Source organism: Edwardsiella anguillarum ET080813 (genome assembly GCF_000264765.2).
Taxonomy (GTDB): Bacteria; Pseudomonadota; Gammaproteobacteria; order Enterobacterales; family Enterobacteriaceae; genus Edwardsiella; species Edwardsiella anguillarum.
On record NZ_CP006664.1, the window covers coordinates 588674 to 607554 of the forward strand.

The 18881-nt window shown below is 63.7% G+C and carries 14 protein-coding genes and 1 pseudogene; 4 read left to right on the forward strand and 11 right to left on the reverse strand.

Features of this window, described 5'->3' with window-relative positions; genetic code table 11:
- Nucleotides 1-86 precede the first annotated feature (86 nt).
- The gene (gene pbpG, locus ETEE_RS02700) at nucleotides 87-1013 is read right to left on the reverse strand and encodes a D-alanyl-D-alanine endopeptidase (RefSeq protein WP_034164250.1); all 927 of its coding nucleotides are present in this window, start codon (nucleotides 1011-1013) and stop codon (nucleotides 87-89) included.
- Nucleotides 1014-1416: 403 nt separating this feature from the next.
- Here pbpG and ETEE_RS02705 point away from each other — a divergent pair, with 403 nt between their 5' ends.
- Nucleotides 1417-2316 carry an EamA family transporter gene (locus ETEE_RS02705; protein ID WP_034164249.1) on the forward strand — a complete coding sequence of 300 codons (900 nt, stop codon included), beginning with the start codon at nucleotides 1417-1419 and terminating at the stop codon, nucleotides 2314-2316.
- Nucleotides 2317-2658: 342 nt separating this feature from the next.
- Nucleotides 2659-3633 carry an arsenic resistance protein gene (locus ETEE_RS02710; RefSeq protein WP_034164248.1) on the forward strand — a complete coding sequence of 325 codons (975 nt, stop codon included), beginning with the start codon at nucleotides 2659-2661 and terminating at the stop codon, nucleotides 3631-3633.
- Between the two features lie 12 nt (nucleotides 3634-3645).
- Here ETEE_RS02710 and dusC read toward each other — a convergent pair whose 3' ends face one another.
- The 7 genes from dusC to bioB form a co-directional block, all read right to left on the reverse strand.
- Complete coding sequence (gene dusC, locus ETEE_RS02715; protein WP_034164247.1) at nucleotides 3646-4602, reverse strand: tRNA dihydrouridine(16) synthase DusC; 957 nt, start codon at nucleotides 4600-4602, stop codon at nucleotides 3646-3648.
- An 83-nt stretch (nucleotides 4603-4685) separates the two neighbouring features.
- The gene (locus tag ETEE_RS02720) at nucleotides 4686-4964 is read right to left on the reverse strand and encodes a VF530 family protein (protein WP_034164246.1); all 279 of its coding nucleotides are present in this window, start codon (nucleotides 4962-4964) and stop codon (nucleotides 4686-4688) included.
- A 75-nt stretch (nucleotides 4965-5039) separates the two neighbouring features.
- Nucleotides 5040-7058: an excinuclease ABC subunit UvrB gene (gene uvrB, locus ETEE_RS02725; protein WP_034164245.1), complete on the reverse strand. Its 2019-nt coding sequence runs from the start codon at nucleotides 7056-7058 to the stop codon at nucleotides 5040-5042.
- 567 nt (nucleotides 7059-7625) lie between these two features.
- Nucleotides 7626-8315: a dethiobiotin synthase gene (bioD, locus tag ETEE_RS02730; protein ID WP_034164244.1), complete on the reverse strand. Its 690-nt coding sequence runs from the start codon at nucleotides 8313-8315 to the stop codon at nucleotides 7626-7628.
- Entirely contained in the window at nucleotides 8308-9075 is a 768-nt protein-coding gene (gene bioC / locus ETEE_RS02735) for a malonyl-ACP O-methyltransferase BioC (RefSeq protein WP_034164243.1), read from the reverse strand. Before bioC ends, bioD begins: the two co-directional genes overlap by 8 nt.
- Nucleotides 9059-10210: an 8-amino-7-oxononanoate synthase gene (bioF, locus tag ETEE_RS02740; protein ID WP_034164242.1), complete on the reverse strand. Its 1152-nt coding sequence runs from the start codon at nucleotides 10208-10210 to the stop codon at nucleotides 9059-9061. Before bioF ends, bioC begins: the two co-directional genes overlap by 17 nt.
- A 2-nt stretch (nucleotides 10211-10212) precedes the next feature.
- Entirely contained in the window at nucleotides 10213-11250 is a 1038-nt protein-coding gene (gene bioB / locus ETEE_RS02745) for a biotin synthase BioB (RefSeq protein WP_225865205.1), read from the reverse strand.
- A gap of 210 nt (nucleotides 11251-11460) precedes the next feature.
- On the opposite strand from bioB, the gene bioA reads away from it, so the two are divergent.
- Nucleotides 11461-12750, forward strand: a complete 1290-nt coding sequence (gene bioA / locus ETEE_RS02750; RefSeq protein WP_034164241.1) for an adenosylmethionine--8-amino-7-oxononanoate transaminase — start codon at nucleotides 11461-11463, stop codon at nucleotides 12748-12750.
- Between the two features lie 82 nt (nucleotides 12751-12832).
- Nucleotides 12833-13108 (forward strand): annotated as a pseudogene (locus ETEE_RS02755) (gamma-glutamyltransferase); the annotation flags it as partial.
- 132 nt (nucleotides 13109-13240) lie between these two features.
- Here the strand turns inward: ETEE_RS02755 and ETEE_RS02760 are convergent.
- The 3 genes from ETEE_RS02760 to ETEE_RS02770 form a co-directional block, all read right to left on the reverse strand.
- Nucleotides 13241-14089: an aldose 1-epimerase gene (locus ETEE_RS02760; protein ID WP_034164239.1), complete on the reverse strand. Its 849-nt coding sequence runs from the start codon at nucleotides 14087-14089 to the stop codon at nucleotides 13241-13243.
- Nucleotides 14089-15528, reverse strand: coding sequence for a sugar porter family MFS transporter (locus ETEE_RS02765; protein ID WP_034164238.1), 1440 nt, complete (start codon nucleotides 15526-15528; stop codon nucleotides 14089-14091). The genes ETEE_RS02760 and ETEE_RS02765 overlap by 1 nt, the downstream gene beginning before the upstream one ends.
- Before the next feature lie 77 nt (nucleotides 15529-15605).
- Nucleotides 15606-18881 carry a DUF5107 domain-containing protein gene (locus ETEE_RS02770; protein ID WP_034164237.1) on the reverse strand — a complete coding sequence of 1092 codons (3276 nt, stop codon included), beginning with the start codon at nucleotides 18879-18881 and terminating at the stop codon, nucleotides 15606-15608.

Here is an 18881-nt window from a genome sequence, read left to right on the forward strand (position 1 = left end):
TAAGCCGCCGCCGCCAAAAAGTCGTGCGCCGACCGGCGCACGCAGAGCGCATTCCACCCGCCGCCCGCTTAACGGGGCGGTCCCCATCAGTTTTCGGCCAGACGCTGGCCCAGGTTTTTCTGCTGCTTATAGCTCAGCGCCGCGGCCGGAACCGGGGCGGACTTCCCCGTCAGCATCCATTCGCGCAGCCGATTGGCATCGGCGAAGTGGGTATACTTGCCAAAGGCATCCAATACCACCAGCGCCACCGGACGACCGCCGATCACCGTCCGCATCGCCAGGCAGTGTCCCGCCTGGTTGGTAAAGCCGGTCTTAGTCATCTGGATATCCCACTTGTCGTTGCGCAGCAGGTGGTTGGTGTTGTTAAAGGTTTCCGTATAGGTCGGATGAGCAAAGGTGACGCTCTTGGTCTCCGTGGTGCTCAGCTCGCCGATCAGCGGATAGCCCTTCGCCGCCTGCAGCAGTTTGACCAGATCGCGGGCGCTCGACACGTTGTCCGGCGACAGTCCGGTGGGCTCCACGTAATGCGTACGAGTCATCCCCAGCGCCCGGGCCTTGGCGTTCATCGCCCGGATAAACGCATCGTAGCCGCCGGGATAGTGATGCGCCAGCGTCGCGGCGGCGCGGTTCTCCGACGACATCAGCGCCAGCAGCAGCATCTGACGCCGGGTCAGCTCGCTGCCCACCCGAACCCGGGAGAACACGCCCTTCAGCTCTTTGGTACGGTGAATGTCGACCGCGATAATCTCATTCAGATTGGGGTGCGCATCCAGCGTCACCATCGCCGTCATCAGCTTGGTTATCGAGGCGATCGGCACCTGCACATCGGGATGGCTGGCGTAGATCACCTGATGATTATTCATATCCACCACCATCGCACTGCCCGACGCCAGCGCCAGCGGCGCGCGCGGCGCGGCGGCGATCGGCTCGCGGGCCTGAGCGACCGGCAGCGCGCTGAGACTGCCGCCCAGAATCAACAGACTTAACAGGGAATAACGGAGTTTAACAGCCATGTTTCTTCATTAATCTCACAAGGAATGGACCCGGTATACGCCGGGAAGCCCGCCGCACTGATGACCGACAGCGGTCCACGGGCAGGAGTACGGAGCCAAACGTCATACCCATCATGCGTTTACGCCCCTCAGCACCCTCCGTCCGCTCAGACGGCGCCGCGTGGCGGAGCGTGCGGCACACAGCCTAATCGCTCGCTTGAAAGGCGGCAAAAATAAAAATGTTTCCGTATGTGAATCGCCGCGCGGCGATGCCGGCGCGAAATATCACCGCGCGACGGCGCGAAAAAACACACGAAAGGATGCCATTGACTATAGTTGTTTTATCAGAGGGATACCCGGAAAAAATGCCCGGCGCAGCCCGCGCGGCGGCGGCGGGATAATAACCTAACGCGGAGAGTGGACTATGGGGCTAAAAGATACCCTGCTGGCGCTGTTGGTGGTGGCGATCTGGGGCGTGGGATTCGTGGTGATGCAGGCGGGGCTGCAGCATTTGTCGCCGCTGCTGCTGGGCGGCCTACGCTGCCTGCTGCTGGCGCTGCCGGCGGTATTTCTGCTGCCGCGTCCGGCGCTGCCCGTCCATACGCTGATCCTGTATGGACTGCTGATCGGCTTCGGTCAGTTCGCCTTCCTCTTTTTTGCCCTGCAGGGCGGCCTCAGCGCGGGCGTGGCGGCGATGCTGCTACAGCTACAGCTGCTGTTCACCCTGCTGCTCGGCGCCCTGCTGTTCGGCGAGCGCATCCGCACCAGCCAAATTATCGCCCTGCTGTTTGTCCTCACCGGTCTGGCGCTGCTGCTGCATCCGGGCCTGACGGGACTGCCGCTGTCGCGCGGGGTCATCCTGCTCGCACTGGGAGCGGCCCTCTGCCTGGCGCTGGGCAATCTGATTCAGCGCCTGCGCATCCGCGACAGCATTCAGGGCTCTCTGCCGGCGCTGATCGCCTGGGCGGCGCTGGCGCCCATTATTCCCTTCTTCCTCGCCGCCTGGCTGTTTAACGGCGCGCAGGCGACCCTGACCGCCCTGCGCACGCTGGACTTCAGCGCGCTGCTGGCGCTGATCTACCTGGCCTATATCGCCACCCATCTGGCCTACGCCATCTGGGGGCGACTGCTGCTGCGCAACCGGGCAACGCACCTGATGCCCTTTACCCTGCTGATCCCACTGGTGGCGCTGGCAGCCGATCTGCTCACCTACGGCGATCGCCTCAGCCCTGTCCAGCTCTATAGTCTGCTGCTGATCCTGCTGGGACTGGCGCTGGCGGTGCTGGGCAACCGCCTGGTGGATTTCCGCCTGGTGCGCCATTAACGCGGGCACCTCTCCCCTACCGCGGTGCGCCGGGAAACCCGCGCACCGCATCGATTAGCGGGGACTTCCGAGCGCAAAAATGGCCGGCGCCAGACGCCAGACGCCATGAGCCATGCCTGGTGCCAGCCTATTTATCTATTCTGCACAGTGTAAATATCCAGGGCAGGTGGGTAACGGTACTCACGCTGGACTGATTGAAACGCCGACCATCCCCCGTTGGCCGCTCCCCATATCGTCCTCGCCCCCTTTATCCCTACGGTTCCCGGTATGTTTTGCCCCGCGTTTTCCCGTTATGATGCCTGCCCTGACGCTTTAACGACGAAACACGACATCATGAACGCAATGCGCGACTGGCTGGAGCAGCGCCAGATTACCCTCTATTTTTCTGTCATCCTGCTGGCCGCGCTGCTGGCCTATAGCGTTCCCGCCGCCGGCGAACGGCTCAGCGCCGCCATGACCCCCGCGCTGGCGCTGATGCTGTATGCCACCTTCCTGCAGATGCCCCTCGCGGAGCTACGGCGCGCCCTGCACCACCCGCGCTTTCTGCTGCCGCTGTTCCTGACCCAGTTTCTGTTGATTCCGGCGCTGGTCGCCCTGCTGCTCCCCTTTCTGCCGCACGATCCCCTGCTGCGGCTCGGCGTACTGCTGGTGCTGCTCTCGCCCTGCATCGACTATGTGGTGACATTCGCCCAGCTCGGGCGCGCCGATGCGCGCCTGCTGCTCGCCGCGACGCCGCTGCTGCTGCTGGCGCAAGCGCTGCTGCTCCCGCTCTATCTGCGTCTGTTTCTCGGCGAGCAGGCGGCAGACGTGATCCGTCCGGCGCCGTTCATTGAGGCGTTTATCGGATTAATCGTGCTGCCGCTGGGCTTGGCGGCGCTGACCCAGCGGGTATGCCGCCGCGGCCGCGGCGGGCAGGCCATTGCCGGAGGACTCTCGCTGCTGCCGGTGCCCGCCACCGCCCTGGTCCTGGGGATCGTCGTCGCCGCGACCCTGCCGCCGCTCCGCGACACCATCTCGCGGGTCTGGCCGGTGATACCGCTCTACCTGATATTCGCGGTCGTTGCACCGCTGATAGGCTGGGCGGTGGCGCGGCTGTGCCGCCTTGAGGCGCCGGCCGGGCGCGCGCTCGCCTTCAGCGCGGCCACCCGTAACTCGCTGGTGGTGCTGCCGCTGGCGCTCGCCGTCCCCGGTGCGACCCCGCTGCTGCCGGCCGTGATAGTGGCCCAGACGATCGTCGAACTGGCGAGCGAGCTGATGTATATTCGGCTGATACCGCGCCTGGGGGCGCGGGACAAAGAGGCGGGCAGGGCGAGCTGAGGCCCCACCCCGCTATCGGGCGGGATCCAGCGTGCCGATGGCCGCCGCGATCGCGCGGCTATCCATCAGCGGGCGAACCTGACGGAACAGGACGTCGGCCTGGGGGTACTCCTTACGCAGGTAGCTCAGCCACTGCTTGATGCGCGCCACGTGATACAGCCCGGTATCCCCTTGCTTCTCCAGCCGGGCGTAGCGCCGCAGCAGCGAGACCACCTGCGGCCACGGCATCTTCGGCGCGTTCTCTTTGATAACCCGGCTCAGGTTGGGGATATTCAGCGCGCCGCGCCCGATCATCAGCGCATCGCACCCGGTCTGCGCCAGACAGGCCTGGGCGCTGGCGTAGTCCCAGATCTCGCCGTTGGCGATCACCGGGATCCGCAGGCGGCGGCGGATCTCGCCGATCGCCGCCCAGTTGATCCGATCGGCGCGGTAGCCATCCTCTTTGGTGCGACCGTGCACCACCAGCTCCGTCGCCCCGCCCTGCTGCACCGCATCGGCGATCTCAAAACGCTGGCTGTCGCACGCCCAGCCCAGGCGCACCTTCACCGTCAGCGGCAGGTGCGCCGGTATCGCCTGACGCATCGCCTGCACCCCGGCGTAAATCAGCGCCGGATCTTTTAACAGCGTGGCGCCGCCGCCGCTGCCGTTGACCGCCTTCGATGGGCAGCCGCAGTTGAAGTCCACCCCCGGCGAACCCAGCGTCACCGCGCGCAGGGCGTTCTCCGCCAGCCAGTGCGGCGACTGTCCCAGCAGCTGAATGCGCACCGGCGTGCCGCTCAGGGTCTGACTACGGCGGTGCAGCTCCGGACACAGGCGGTAGAACACCCTTTCCGGCAGCAGCCTGTCCACCACCCGCACAAACTCGGTGATGCACAGATCGTAGTCGTTCACCTCGCTGAGCAGCTCGCGCACCAGGGCATCCAACACCCCTTCCATCGGCGCCAGCAGCACCCGTTTCACGTTCGGCATCGCGTTATCCTCAGACTCTCCCCGCACGTCGTGCGTGACCGGCGCAGAGAGTACTGGGTTCCCCGCCCGTCCGCAACGGGGATTCACTCGCCGTCGCCGCGCCGCCGCCAGCCGTCCCAGGGGGTATCCGCGGGGGGCGCCTCTGACGCTGACGACAGGGAGTCCAGATACAGCGCCTCGACCTTGGCGCGGGCCCAGGGTGTCCGGCGCAGAAACTTCAGGCTGGATTTAATGCTGGGATCGCTCAGAAAGCAGTTGATGGCGATGCGACGGCCGAGCTCCGGCCAGCCGTAGCGCGCGACCAGCGCCGTCAGCAGGGCTTCCAGGGTTACCCCGTGCAGGGGATCGCGTGATGGGTTCATAGTGTTTCCGCTTGGCATAAAAGGGGGGCTTACCCTAACGGCACACGGGCCGCCGGGCAAGCAAAAGCTGCGCCTCTAGGGCGCATTCTTAAACTGCTCGCGCAGGATGTGGATCTCGTCGCGCAGGGCGGCGGCCTGCTCAAACTCCAGGTTCTGGGCATGCTGGTACATCTGGCTCTCCAGACGCTGGATCTGCTGCTCGATCTGCTTCGCCGACAGATCGCGGTAGTCCGGGCGGGGCTCTGCCGCACGCTGTCCGCGCGCGCCTTTGGCCCGGCTGCGCGCCGGGGCGTCGCCCAGCTGCAGGATATCCGTGACCTTCTTGTTCAGCGCCTGCGGCGTGATGCCGTGCGCCAGGTTAAAGGCCTGCTGGCGCTCGCGGCGACGCTCCGTCTCCCCGATCGCCCGCGCCATCGACGGGGTGATTTTGTCGGCATAGAGGATCGCCTTGCCGTTCAGGTTACGCGCCGCCCGGCCAATGGTCTGAATCAGCGAGCGCTCCGAGCGCAGGAAGCCCTCCTTGTCCGCGTCCAAAATCGCCACCAGCGACACCTCCGGCATATCCAGCCCCTCGCGCAGCAGGTTGATCCCTACCAGCGCGTCAAACTCGCCCAGGCGCAGATCGCGGATGATCTCCATCCGCTCGACGGTGTCGATATCGGAGTGCAGGTAGCGCACCCGCACGCCGTGCTCCTCCAGATACTCGGTCAAATCTTCGGCCATGCGCTTGGTCAGGGTGGTCACCAGTACCCGCTCGCCGATGGCGGCGCGCAGATTGATCTCCGACAGCAGGTCGTCCACCTGGGTCGCCACCGGGCGCACCTCGATCAGCGGATCGAGCAGCCCCGTCGGGCGCACCACCTGGTCGATCACCTCGCCGCCCGACTTCTCCAGCTCGTAGCTGCCCGGGGTCGCCGACACATAGATGGTCTGCGGCGCCAGCGCCTCGAACTCCTCAAAGCGCAGCGGACGGTTATCCAGCGCCGACGGCAGGCGGAAGCCATACTCCACCAGCGTCTCTTTACGCGCCCGGTCGCCGCGGTACATCCCGCCGATCTGCGGGATGGTGACATGGGACTCATCGATCACCAGCAGGCCGTCCGCCGGCAGGTAGTCAAACAGGGTCGGCGGCGGCTCTCCGGGCCCACGCCCGGAGAGGTAGCGGGAGTAGTTCTCGATTCCCGAGCAGTAGCCCAGCTCGTTCATCATCTCCAGATCGAACTGGGTACGCTGGGCCAGACGCTGCTCTTCCAGCAGCTTGTTATTGGCCAGCAGCGACTGGCGGCGCGTCGCCAGCTCGGCGCGGATCTCCTCCATCGCCTGCAGGATGCGTTCGCGCGGAGTCACATAGTGGGTCTTCGGGTAGACGGTAAAGCGCGGCACCGTGCGCAGCAGCTGTCCGGTGAGGGGATCGAACAGCGACAGGCGTTCCACCTCGTCATCAAACAGCTCCACCCGCAGCGCCTCGTCGTCGGCCTCCGCCGGGAAGATGTCGATCACCTCGCCGCGCACCCGAAAGCTCCCGCGCGCAAACGCCTGATCGTTACGGGCATACTGCAGCTCGGAGAGGCGGCGCAGAATGCTGCGCTGATCGATCAGCATCCCCTGAGTCAGGTGCAGCATCATTTTCAGGTACAGATCGGGATCGCCCAGGCCGTAAATCGCGGAAACCGAGGCGACCACCACCACGTCGCGCCGCTCCAGCAGCGCCTTAGTGGCCGACAGCCGCATCTGTTCAATGTGCTCGTTGACCGACGCGTCCTTTTCGATAAAAGTATCCGAGCTGGGCACATAGGCTTCCGGCTGGTAGTAGTCGTAGTAGGAGACAAAGTACTCCACCGCATTCTCCGGGAAGAACTGCTTCATCTCGCCGTACAGCTGGGCGGCCAGCGTCTTGTTGGGCGCCATCACCATGGTCGGCCGGTTGAGATCGGCGATCACGTTGGCGATGGTAAACGTCTTGCCCGAGCCGGTCACCCCCAGCAGGGTCTGATGCGCCAGCCCATCCCCGAGCCCCTCCTCCAGACGGCGGATAGCCTCTGGCTGATCGCCGGAGGGCTGAAAGGCGGAATGCAGTTTGAAGGCTTTGCTCATGACTCACTACCCCATTACGCGGCGGCGATGCGCCGGCAGAAGAAAACCGCACCGCGCGGCGCCGGATTATTGTGTGAACCGGCTATATTACTGGATATTTACCCAGCTTAAAATACCCGCACACGGGCGACGCCCGCCACGTTCACATCCATTTCACAATTTTCACTGCAGAGTGACATTTATCCCCATTTCATCCCCCGCAGGGTCATCCTGTCAACGATGCGCTTGTCAAGGGGGGCTCCCCGCGGCACGGCAAAATCTAGACACGCCTTGATTTTAATTAATTCATTGATAATTAAATAAATTAACATAAGGACGATAATCCGAGCGGGTTAAGGGAAAACCGCGCTGGCTCTGGCTTCCCCCCAGTTTTCTAAACCTAATGCACAAGGTTATCCACAGGAATAGTGGATAAGTTGCCGCACCCCGCTCGGCAGCGGCACCGCCGCTGGGGCAAAATTTTTTTCCCGCGCCGTCGCAGCCACATTATTAAACTATTTTTCAAATCTTAATTTGAAAAACAATCTGTAATTATGATAATTGGATGGGATAAATCCGCCGACGCCGTCACGGGAGGAGGCAGGCCAGATCCAGATAGGCCGCCCGGGCGCGGCTCTCCTCGCCGGGGCGAAAGGGGATCTCGCCCAGACAGGGTGCCGGCAGCAGCGCATGGAGCGCCGTCAGGTATTCCGCGTGGCGCGCTCCCGGCGGCTGTACCTGATTAGCCACCCAGCCCGCCAGCCTCACACCGGCGCCGGCGATGGCGCGCGCGCTCAGCAGGGCATGGTTAATGCAGCCCAGCTTAACCCCCACCACCAGGATCACCGGCAGCCGCTCCGCGGCCACCCAGCGATCGAAGCTATACGCCAGGCTCAGGGGGGTGAACCAGCCGCCGGCCCCCTCCACCACCACCCACTGCGCCTGACGCTGCAGGTCGTGCAGCCCGGCGCTGAGGCGTCGCGGATCGATGGGGATCCCCTGCTCGGCGCTGACAATGTGCGGCGAGGTCGGCTCGGCGAAGGCATAAGGATTCACCTGCTCATAGCGCAGGGGCAGGCTGGAGGCTGCCTGCAGCGCCAGCGCATCGCCGTTATACAGTCGTCCCTCGCACGGCGTACTGCCGGAAGCCACCGGTTTATAGCCCGCGCAGCGCAGCCCGCGGCGCGCCGCCGCCTGCAGCAGCGCGGCGCTGACCACGGTTTTTCCCACGTCGGTATCGGTGCCGGTCACAAACCAGCTCTGTACATCGCTATTCACGGCTCAGCTCTCCGATGACCAATTGATAACTCAGCGTCACGCCCTGCGCGTCGCGCGGATAGGCCTGCGCCAGACGGGCCAGGCTCTGTCGCCCGCTCAGCCCCGCCTGCCGTCCGTCGTGAAGATGGGTCGCGCCAATCCCCTTCAGAGAGCGCATCAGCGCCAGGACATCGGGAAAATGACAGCGCTCCAGGCTCGGCGTCAGACGGTAGCGATAGGGCGCACAGGCGGCGGCGATCTGCGCGGCGGAGAGGAAGCGGTTCACGTGCCGACGCCCGTCGACCTGCCGCCAGGCGCGATCCAGCTCGCCCAGCGATCCATCGGCCAGGGTGGCGAACAGCACCCGCCCGCCGGGGCGGGTCACCCGCATTAGCTCGGCCAGCGCCTGCGGCAGCGAGGCGCACCACTGGATAGCCAGGTTGCAGAAGCAGAGATCCATCGACGCCGCCGCCAGCGGCAGGCGCTCCATATCCGCCAGCAGGTAGTGCTGCGCACTCTGCCGGCGCCGCGCCTGCGCCAGCATCCCCGGCGCCAGATCCAACGCCGTCACCCGATACGCCAGCGCCGTCAGGCGACGGCTGAAATAGCCGGTGCCGCAGCCCACGTCCAAGGCATCCCGCCCGCCGTCGACGGGCAGGCGCGCCAGCAGCCGCTCGCCGCTCAGGCGCTGAAACGCGGCCGCATCGTCATAGCTGGGTGCGGCGCGGCTAAAGGCATCGGCCACGGCGGGCTTATTGACGGCGTCACGGAGCAACATCATGCAGCGCCTCCAGTAGCCGGTCGAGATCCTGCGGCTGATGCGCCGCGCTCAGAGTAATGCGCAGGCGCGCGCTGCCCGGCGGCACGGTGGGCGGACGCATGGCGCAGACCCACAGGCCGCGCTGGCGCAGGCGCTGCGCCAGCGTCAGCGCCGCCTGATTATCCCCAACGATCAGCGGCTGAATGGCGCTGTCGGACGCCGCCAGGCGCAGCTCGCCGCCCGCCAGCGCCCGGCGCAGCCGCGCCACATGCTGCGCCAGCCGCGCCCGCGGCGCATCGGCGGCGCGCACCACCTGCAGCGCGGCCTGCAGCGCGCAGGCCTGCGCCGGCGGCATGCTGGTGCTGTAGATCAGATGGCGGGCAAACTGCAGTAGGTATTCCGCCGTCGCCTCGTCGCACAGCAGCGCTGCACCGCCGATGCCAAAGGCCTTGCCAAAGGTGACGAGCAGCAGATCGGGGCGCACCCCCTGTGCATCGCAGCTGCCGCGCCCCTCACGCCCGCAGACCCCGATGCCGTGGGCGTCGTCGACCATCAGCCAGGCGCCGTGGCGATCGCACTGCGCCCGCAGTGCGCTCAGCGGCGCGCTGTCGCCGTCCATGCTGAAGACCCCCTCGGTCACCACCAGCGTCTCCCCCTCGCAGGGGGCCGCCAGCAGGGCCGCCAGCGCGTCGGGCTGATTATGCGGAAAGCGGCGCAGCGACGACGGCGCCAGCATCGCCGCCTCCATCAGCGAGGCGTGGCTCAGCCGATCCGCCAGCACCCGATCCTGACGCTGCATCAGCGCCAGGATCAGCGCCTGATTGGCGGCGAAGCCGGAGATAAACAGCAGCGCGCGCGGGTAGCCGAGCCACTCCGCCAGCGCATGCTCCAGCGCCGCGTGGGCCGTGGTTTGCCCGGTCACGTGCGCCGAGCCGCCGGAGCCGCTGCCGTAGCGCGCCAGCCCCTGCTGCCAGGCGGCGATCGGCGCCGGATGCTGGCTGAGCCCCAGGTAATCATTGGATGAAAAATTAATATAGCGCCGTCCCTCAACGACGATCTCTCGTCCGCCGGGCGCCTCGCGCACCGTTCGGCGACGATAGGCATCGGCGGCGCGGCGCGCCGCCAGCGCCTGACTAAACCGCTCAGACCAGCCCATCGTCAGCGCGCCGCGTTATAAAAAAGGTCGCCATCCGCGTGCAGCACCTGCTCCGCCAGCTGCTGCTGCTGCTGGTTATCGCCATAGGCCACCTGCGTTTGCCGGGGATTCAACCCCAGCTTGCGGAACAGCTGCAGATCGCGATCCTCTGCGGGGTTCGGCGTCGTCAGCAGGCGGCAGCCGTAAAAGAGGGAGTTGGCCCCGGCCATAAAGCACATCGCCTGGGTCTGCTCGCTCATCTGCTCGCGCCCGGCGGAGAGGCGGACATAGGCCGTGGGCATCATGATGCGCGCCGCCGCGATGGTACGGATAAAGTCGAAGGGATCGACGTCCGGGTTTTCCGCCAGCGGCGTGCCCGCCACCTTCACCAGCATGTTGATCGGCACGCTTTCCGGCGGCGTCGGCAGATTAGCCAGCTCCACCAGCAGGGCCGCCCGATCGCGTACCGCCTCCCCCAGCCCGACAATCCCGCCGGAGCAGACCTTGATCCCCGCCTCACGCACCCGCGCCAGGGTATCCAGGCGATCCTGATAGCGACGGGTGGTGATGATATTGGCGTAATACTCCGGTGAGGTGTCCAGATTGTGGTTGTAGTAGTCCAGCCCCGCCTGCGCCAGACGCTGGGCCTGATCGGCGTTCAGCGCCCCCAGGGTCATGCAGGTCTCCATGCCCAGCGCCTTGACCCCGCGCACCATCTGCTCCAGGTAGGGCATGTCGCGTTCGTGGGGATTTTTCCACGCCGCTCCCATGCAGAAACGGGTGGAGCCGGCGTCGCGCGCCCGGCGCGCGGAGTCCAGCACCTGCTCCACCTCCATCAGCCGCTCCGCCGCTAGCCCCGTTTTATAGCGGGCGCTCTGCGGACAGTATTTACAGTCCTCTGGGCAGGCGCCGGTCTTAATCGACAGCAGGGTGCTCACCTGCACCTGACGCGGATCGAAGTGTTGGCGGTGAACCTGCTGCGCCTGAAACATCAGCTCCAGCAGCGGTTGCTCAAACAGCGCCTGCGCCTGCGCCTGCGTCCAGCGCCCGGAATGCGGTATCTCTGCCACGGTGGCCTCTCCCTTCATCAAATCGGTAAAAGTGGGCTCAGTGTAGAACGGAGAAACACCATGTCAACCAAGTTATATTATTAATGGTTTACAATACAGGTTCAATAAACCGCGCCAGATCGGCATAGAGCATGACGCGGCGGCGTTAAGGCGCTACACTGTCAACTCTAAAAACACATCAGGGTTTACCTAACGAGCGCCATGAACGCCAGCGACCTCGACTTTGACCGCCGCCATATCTGGCACCCCTATACTTCGATGAGCCAGCCTCTGCCGGTGTACCCGGTAACGGCGGCGTCCGGCTGCGAGCTACAGCTGGCAGATGGCCGGCGTCTGGTGGACGGCATGTCCTCCTGGTGGGCCGCCATTCATGGCTATAACCATCCCCATCTGAATCAGGCCATCACGCGTCAGCTGGCGCAGATGGCCCACGTCATGTTCGGCGGCGTCACCCATCCCGCGGCGATCGCCCTGTGCCAAAAGCTGGTGGCGATGACCCCCCAGGCGCTGGAGTGCGTATTTCTGGCCGATTCCGGCTCCGTTGCCGTCGAGGTGGCGCTGAAGATGGCGCTGCAGTACTGGCAGGCGCGCGGCGAACCGCGCCAGCGCTTCCTCACCCTGCGTCAGGGCTACCACGGCGATACCTTTGGCGCCATGTCGGTATGCGATCCGGATACCTCCATGCACAGCCTGTACCGCGGCTGCCTGCCGCAGCATCTGTTTGCCCCGGCGCCGCAGTGCGCCTTTGACGACGACTGGGATGAGGCTGACTTTGTCCCCTTCGCCCGCCTGCTGGCGGCCCATCACCGCGAGATTGCCGCCGTGATCCTAGAGCCCATCGTACAGGGCGCCGGCGGCATGCGTTTCTATCATCCACGCTATCTGCAGCGGGTGCGGCAGGCCTGCAGCCGCCACGGCGTGCTGCTGATCGCCGATGAGATCGCCACCGGCTTTGGCCGCAGCGGGGCGCTGTTTGCCTGCGACCACGCCGAGGTGACCCCGGATATTCTGTGCCTGGGCAAGGCGCTGACCGGCGGCTACATGACGCTCTCCGCCGCCCTGACCACCCGCAGCGTGGCCGACACCATCAGCAACGGCGAAGCGGGCTGCTTTATGCACGGCCCGACTTTTATGGGCAACCCGCTGGCCTGCGCCGCGGCGGTGGCCAGCCTGGAGCTTATCGAGCAGGGGCACTGGCGCGGTCAGGTCGCCGCCATCGAGTCTCAGCTGCGTACGGAGCTACTGCCGCTCAATGCGCACCCCCGCGTACGCCAGGCGCGAGTGCTCGGCGCCATCGGGGTGCTGGAGACCCATCAGCCGGTCAATATGGCCGCCCTGCAGGCCTTCTTTGTCGAGCAGGGGGTGTGGATCCGTCCCTTCGGCCACCTGATCTACCTGATGCCGCCCTACCCGATCGCGGCGGCGCAGCTCTCACGGCTAACGGAGACAATTCGTGCGGCGCTGACGCGCGATGCCCATTTTTTAACCTAAATTTATTGCACCCGCATCCTCCCTGGACAATGTTAACCCACCTGAGCGGACAGAGCGCCCGGCGGCGGGCACCCCAGCCCCCCTGTACACGGAGACTGTGACGATGACCCAATTGGGTGCGGTGGTCAGTGAACAGCGGTTGGCCTCCGCGGTGGGGTTACAGATTCTGCAAGCCGGGGGCAACGCCGTTGATGCCGCCGTCGCGATGGGGTATGCGCTGGCCGTGGTCAATCCCTGCTGTGGCAATATTGGCGGCGGCCGCTTTATGACGCTCCATCTGGCCGATGGCAAAAACACCTTGATTAACTTTCGCGAACGGGCCCCCGCCGCGGCCCGCGCCGACATGTATCTCGGTGCTCTGTCGGGTTAAGACGACATGCCCGCTGAAAATCTGGACTGACTGTTTTTTATCGACTGGCCGCCTAACGAACCAGCAATACCAGCGCTGCCTACTGCGCTACCATTAATGCGACAGAGCCCTTACGCGGGATTAACGCGATTCTGCTGCCGACGTGACCATTATCGTCATCGCAAAGCGGGCCGATTCCCCCTTTTGCAGCATCAGCAAACCCGGCTGGCCCGGCTGACGGTGGGCGTTAACCGGGTGAGTCTGTGGCTCAAGGCACAGGAACGGTTGACCCGATATTCTGAACAGCATCAGCCACGGAGTTTGTGCGAAAAGCATGATACACATCACATCATCCAGCAGGCGGGCCTGACCGCTCCAGCCGGAATAGCAGACGTTAAGCCATTCATCGCAACCCGCCTGTGGCTGGCTGAAATCGGCCGCAGGCGGCAGTACCGGCTGCCATTCGCGCGGAAGATGTGTATCCCCTTCCGGCCAGTAGCCGCTGGCGCTGAACTGCGCCCGGGTGCCCGGCGAAAACGGAAACCACGGATGAAAACCCAGCCCATAGAGCATTGGGCGTTCCCCCCGGTGCGTGAGGTGCAGTTCGGCCTGCAACGCGTTTTCAGTCAGCGTATAGCGAAGCCGAGCCTGGTAATCAAAGCCACAGTCGTGCCGGCTTTCAAGCCGCAGCTCACAGCCACCTGCGCTCTGGGCCGCCACCTGCCAACGTTTTAACCAACCATCACCATGCAGGAAAAACTGTGCGTCAGCCGGGCTTTGCGGCAAGGTCACCTCCCGCCCCTGTAGCCAGAAACGGTTCCCAGCCACCCGGTTTGCCAACGGCAGCATGGGGAACAGCGCGCCCGGTTCGGCGGCCTCGTACAATACCGGGCGCTGGAAGGTACGGGAGAACAGGCTCAGTACCCTGCCCCCCTGTGGATCAACGCGCATCTGCAGATATGCGTTTTCCAGTGTAATGACCTCGCTCATCAGCGTAGCGATTCCCGGTTCACGCCAGAGGTTGGTGTCTGATGCGGCTGTGCCAGGCGGGCCTCCAGCGCCTCCAGGGTGACGCCTTTGGTCTCAGGCACATGACGTAGGATGTACAGATACCCCATCGCGCAGATTACGCCGTACAGCAGGAAGCTCCCGGCCGCCCCAAGACTCGCATTCAGCAGCGGGAAACTGTAGGTCAGCAGGAAACAGGCAACCCACAGCGCCAGCGTACCGAGCGACATCGCCAGGCCACGCACCCGAGTCGGGAAAATCTCTGACAGCAGCACCCAGGTTACCGGCGCCAGCGTCAGGGCGTAAATGGCGATCGCCGCCAGTACAAGAACCAGCACCGGCCAACCCATCACGCCCATCGCGTATGCGCCCGCTATCAGCACATAAATAAGGGTAAGACCGGACGCCCCCAGCAGCATCAGCTTACGGCGGCCGATTTTATCCACCAGCGGCAGCGCGGCAATGGTAAAGACCAGATTGATGATCCCGGTTGCCACAATCGATTTAAGCGTGCCGTTAATGTCGAACCCGGCAGAGGCGAAAATCTCCTGCGCATAGTTGAAAATAACGTTGATCCCGCACCACTGCTGGAACACCGCCAGCACCATACCGATGATGACTATCGGCTTAATCTGCGGCTGTAGCAGCGTGGAATACGCGACCCTGTGATTATCCTGCTGCAGCGTCTGTCCTATCTCCTGCAACGTCTGCGCGGCATAGGCTTTTGAGCCAATACGTTCCAGCATGGCTCTGGCACGCTCTGGTTTCCCGGCCTTCATCAGCCAGCGCGGTGATTCCGGAACAAAAAACATCAACACCAGGAACGCCAGCGCCGGAACCAGCTCAGCACCGAACATCCAGCGCCAACCCACCTGGCCGTTCCAGGTTTCCACCAGCACCTGCTGTGTTGCGCCACCCGGCACCGGGTCGGCAATCATCAGGTTAACCAGCTGCGCCGCCAGCACACCGATCACGATGGTTAACTGGTTAACGGCGACAAAACGTCCCCGTTTTTCCGCCGGGCTGACTTCCGCGATGTACAACGGGCTAAGGGCCGAGGCCAGACCGATCCCGACGCCACCGACGATGCGGTAGATAATGAACATGTCGAAATTGCTAGCAAGAGCGGTGCCAAGCGCCGAGGCACTGAACAAAATGGCAGAGAAAATAAGCGGCAGGCGGCGCCCCAGTTTATCCGCGCACCAGCCGGAAATCAGCGCGCCAAACACGCATCCGCCAAGCGCCGAGCTCATCGCCCAACCTGACTGCGCCGGGTCGGTAATCGAAAACCAGGCCTCATAAAACGGTTTTGCCCCACCAATCACGACCCAGTCGTAACCAAACAGTAATCCACCGCAGGCGGCGACCAGACAAATCGTCCAGATGTAGCCCATATTGAGTTGTGTCTGCGCATTGTTCATGAGTGTTCCTCTTATTTTATAGGGAAACGCAGGTACAGAGGAGGGTGGGCAAGAGCCGGCCTCGCCCACGTGATGTGCTATGCGAAAATTCCGCAGATCAGCGCATGGCGAAGCAGATGCACTTTGTCATGAGCCGGGTTAATCGCTAACAGGCGCGTCATGACGTCCTCACAGGCGGTGATGTCTCCTTCGCCAAGGTAGCCAAGCGCCTCGATAAACAGGCAGTGCTGACGGTGATGATGAGAAGGCGGCGTATCCAGCACCACCAGATCCGGCAGAGAGACCGCGAAGAAGTCAGCATCTGGAATGGCATCCTGATGCGCACTCACCCATTCGCCAAAGCCACGGAACAGACGTTCGGACTGCGCATGATGGCCCAACGCCCGCAGCGCCATTCCCTGCCAGAAGAGATAATCCGCCGGCTGGTCGTTGTAATAGCGACCGGCGTCAAGGCTTCCGTCACCCAGAGACGCCTGGCGGAAGTAATGCTGCGCAAGATCCTGTTCTCCAACCTGCAGAGCGCAATAGCCGAGCAGATACCAGACGTCGTTGTCGGTTTGCCCCGGTAGACGCCCTTCCCCCAGGTTATGCGGGTAATGCAGCGCCGCGGTCAGCAGCGACTGCGCCGTGCCCCACTCTCCGACCGCTATCGCTTCCAGCGCCCGGTGCTGCTGGTTCAGCAGATACTGACCCGTCACCTTTCCCTCTCCCCCTTCCCAGGGGTGGAATTTGCGCTCCAGCAACACCTGTGCCGCCGCCGCATAGTTGCCGCTGCCGTTCCACAGACTCAGCAGCTCGGCGGTCAGATCGTCGCGCCCGAACACCACCGCCGGCTTGCTTTCCAGACGAGCCAGACGCGTTTCCATCGGCTCAGCGAGCTGTTTGTTAAGGAAATCGAGTTCAAACAGGAAGCGGGCGTTATCCGGCTCAAGCGCTACCGCGCGCTGCATCGCCGCCTGCGCCTGGCGAGCATCCTGCTGTTTGTTCCAGGCGTAAATGCCGATCAGACGATGAGCGGGTGCGAAGTCCGGGCGCTGCCCAAGCGTTGCCCGCCAACAGGCCACTGCTGCGTCATAGCGTCGTTTGCTGTACCAGAAACAGCCGAGCAGATAGCGGGCGAAAGGTACATCGTCCAGCGCCTGCAGCATCTGCACCTCATCAAGCGAGTTAGGGAAACGCACTCGGCTACCGTGGCGGGCTTCCGCCTGAGCGATGAGCTGCTGGCGCGCGTAGGCCTCGTCCGTCAACGACGCCTGCCACAGAAGCGGTAATGTTTCCGGGCTTTCGAGCGCGGCAAGCATTTCGAGAGAGGCAGCGTACTGACCGAGAGAACTCAGCCAGCCCGCCAGTAGACAGGCGTTAGCTCCGCGCTGCCCGGTAACGTTACGCAGCGTCGCCAGCGCCGATGCTTCGCCGCTAATGGCCCAGCGAGCGTAATAGAGCGTGTAGTTCAGAGGATATTGCTCAAGCGCACCGGCGATATACGCCAGCGCGGAGTCCTTGCCCTGCTGCTGCGCCAGAGCCAGTGCCTTCAGCCCCATCGCCAGCGTGTTGCTGCCGTTAAACTGCAGGCTCTGCTCGACATGCGCCAGCGCCTCCTGCCAGTGGTTCCCCTTCGCCGCAAGACGCGCCAGCGACCACCAGGCCGCATCGCGGCAATTTCCGCTCCAGCTGGCCTTGAAATAGTGCTCGCGAGCCGCCGCATCATCGCCCTGGCGCTCCAGTGCCGCCGCCAGCAGCATACTGGCCTCGCCATCGCGCGGGTTTTTATTCAGACGATGGGCCCGTGCCAGCGCTGCCCGTGCGCACTGTTCCGCCAGCAGCCAGTCGGCGCTGTTCAGCGCCAGGGTTCCGAGCGCCACGTTACTGCGATAATCCTGCGGGTCTAACGCCAGCGCCCGACGATAGTAGTCAGCGGCAAAGCGACTGGCATGGTTGTACTGCTCCAGATGCTGGCCAATGAAATAGAGCTCATCAGGGTTACTGATGTTCTCGGGCATCTCCGGGGCGCTGGCGGGATCCGGCAGCGGTGTCTCTTCTGCAATATGCTCCTGATAGTCAAGCAACGTGTCGCCGTTTGCCGCGCGAACGCTGAGCATCAGCCGCTGCGGCCAGCGGTCATCAAGGGTTTCCTGCCAGCTTTCTCCCGGCTTAAGCGACAGCGTCGTTTCCCACAGCAACGAATCTCCTGCACTAAGCTCAACCACCACGTCATTCAGCGGCGCAATGGCGTAAACCCCGAGATGGCGTTGCCCTCCCTCACGCTCAAGTTTGAGCGCCAGCGTGGTACTGGCGTTCTGCACCGTACCAAGCTCACTGTAGGGCAGGAAGTTTTGCACAAAGACTTTCTCTTCATACGGGGCAAGCCAGGTGAAGTCTGGCTGATTATCGGTGAAAACGCCGGTCATCAGCTCAATGTACGGGCCGTTCTCATCGGTCAGATTGCGATCCCACGCCTGACCGAAGTCGCCATAGCCCCATGACCACTGTTTTTTACCCGGAGAAATGTGGTGATCAGCAACGTGCAACAGGCCGCCGCGCTCGCCGTGGTGATAAGCACCAACGAAGTCGTAGTCGGATTTCTCTGCCATATAGGACGTCGGTACCGGGACGTTTTTGTAGCGGGAGATATCCACCCCGGCCGAATAGTCCACTTTATAGTAGGTGCCGGTCGCTATCGGAAACGCCGAGACGTCGCGCTTGCCGTGGTCAAAAACCGCGGTAACGTCCGGTGGAAACACGCTCTGATGGTCGTCGCCCCCCTTCACCGCCGGGTTCGCCCACCACAGGAAGTGGCGCGGCGTGGCGTTACCGTTGAACACTTTGCCGGTGATTTCAATCAGCGCTTTATCCGGGTAGAGCGTGAAACCGGTCATCACCTGCAGGCCGCGCATCGGTTCAGCCTCGCCCATCCACACCGTCTGCGCGCCGCCTTCACGACTTTGAATGGTGAAATCGACCGGCATAAAGGTGGTCGGACGGTGGTGCTGCGGCCAGTTGAATTCGATACCGCCGGAGATCCACGGCCCCAGAAGGCCGACCAGCGCCGGTTTCACGACTTCGTTGTAATAGACAAAATCGCGCTGCTGCACCTTATCGAAGGCGCGATGAATGCGTCCGCCAAGCTCCGGCAACAGCATAACGCGAATAAAATCGTTCTCTATCCATACGGCCCGGTATTCGCGCATTTCGCGCTGGCCGGTCAGCGTATCGATAACGCCGTAGGGATAGACCGCGCCGGAAGACCCCTGATAAACGCGTTTTTCCAGAAACATCGGGTTGGTATCTTCTGCCCCGGTCGTCCACGTGGGGAGTGAAAGCGTCTCCTGCCACACTTTTACTGAACCGTACAT

Excerpts from the sequence above, each read along its gene's own strand:
- pbpG (WP_034164250.1), bottom strand. The coding sequence starts at position 1,013 with ATGGCTGTTAAACTCCGTTATTCCCTGTTAAGTCTGTTGATTCTGGGC.
- ETEE_RS02705 (WP_034164249.1), top strand. The coding sequence starts at position 1,417 with ATGGGGCTAAAAGATACCCTGCTGGCGCTGTTGGTGGTGGCGATCTGG.
- ETEE_RS02710 (WP_034164248.1), top strand. The coding sequence starts at position 2,659 with ATGCGCGACTGGCTGGAGCAGCGCCAGATTACCCTCTATTTTTCTGTC.
- dusC (WP_034164247.1), bottom strand. The coding sequence starts at position 4,602 with ATGCCGAACGTGAAACGGGTGCTGCTGGCGCCGATGGAAGGGGTGTTG.
- ETEE_RS02720 (WP_034164246.1), bottom strand. The coding sequence starts at position 4,964 with ATGAACCCATCACGCGATCCCCTGCACGGGGTAACCCTGGAAGCCCTG.
- uvrB (WP_034164245.1), bottom strand. The coding sequence starts at position 7,058 with ATGAGCAAAGCCTTCAAACTGCATTCCGCCTTTCAGCCCTCCGGCGAT.
- bioC (WP_034164243.1), bottom strand. The coding sequence starts at position 9,075 with ATGATGTTGCTCCGTGACGCCGTCAATAAGCCCGCCGTGGCCGATGCC.
- bioF (WP_034164242.1), bottom strand. The coding sequence starts at position 10,210 with ATGGGCTGGTCTGAGCGGTTTAGTCAGGCGCTGGCGGCGCGCCGCGCC.
- bioA (WP_034164241.1), top strand. The coding sequence starts at position 11,461 with ATGAACGCCAGCGACCTCGACTTTGACCGCCGCCATATCTGGCACCCC.
- ETEE_RS02760 (WP_034164239.1), bottom strand. The coding sequence starts at position 14,089 with ATGAGCGAGGTCATTACACTGGAAAACGCATATCTGCAGATGCGCGTT.
- ETEE_RS02765 (WP_034164238.1), bottom strand. The coding sequence starts at position 15,528 with ATGAACAATGCGCAGACACAACTCAATATGGGCTACATCTGGACGATT.
- ETEE_RS02770 (WP_034164237.1), bottom strand. The coding sequence starts at position 18,881 with ATGTACGGTTCAGTAAAAGTGTGGCAGGAGACGCTTTCACTCCCCACG.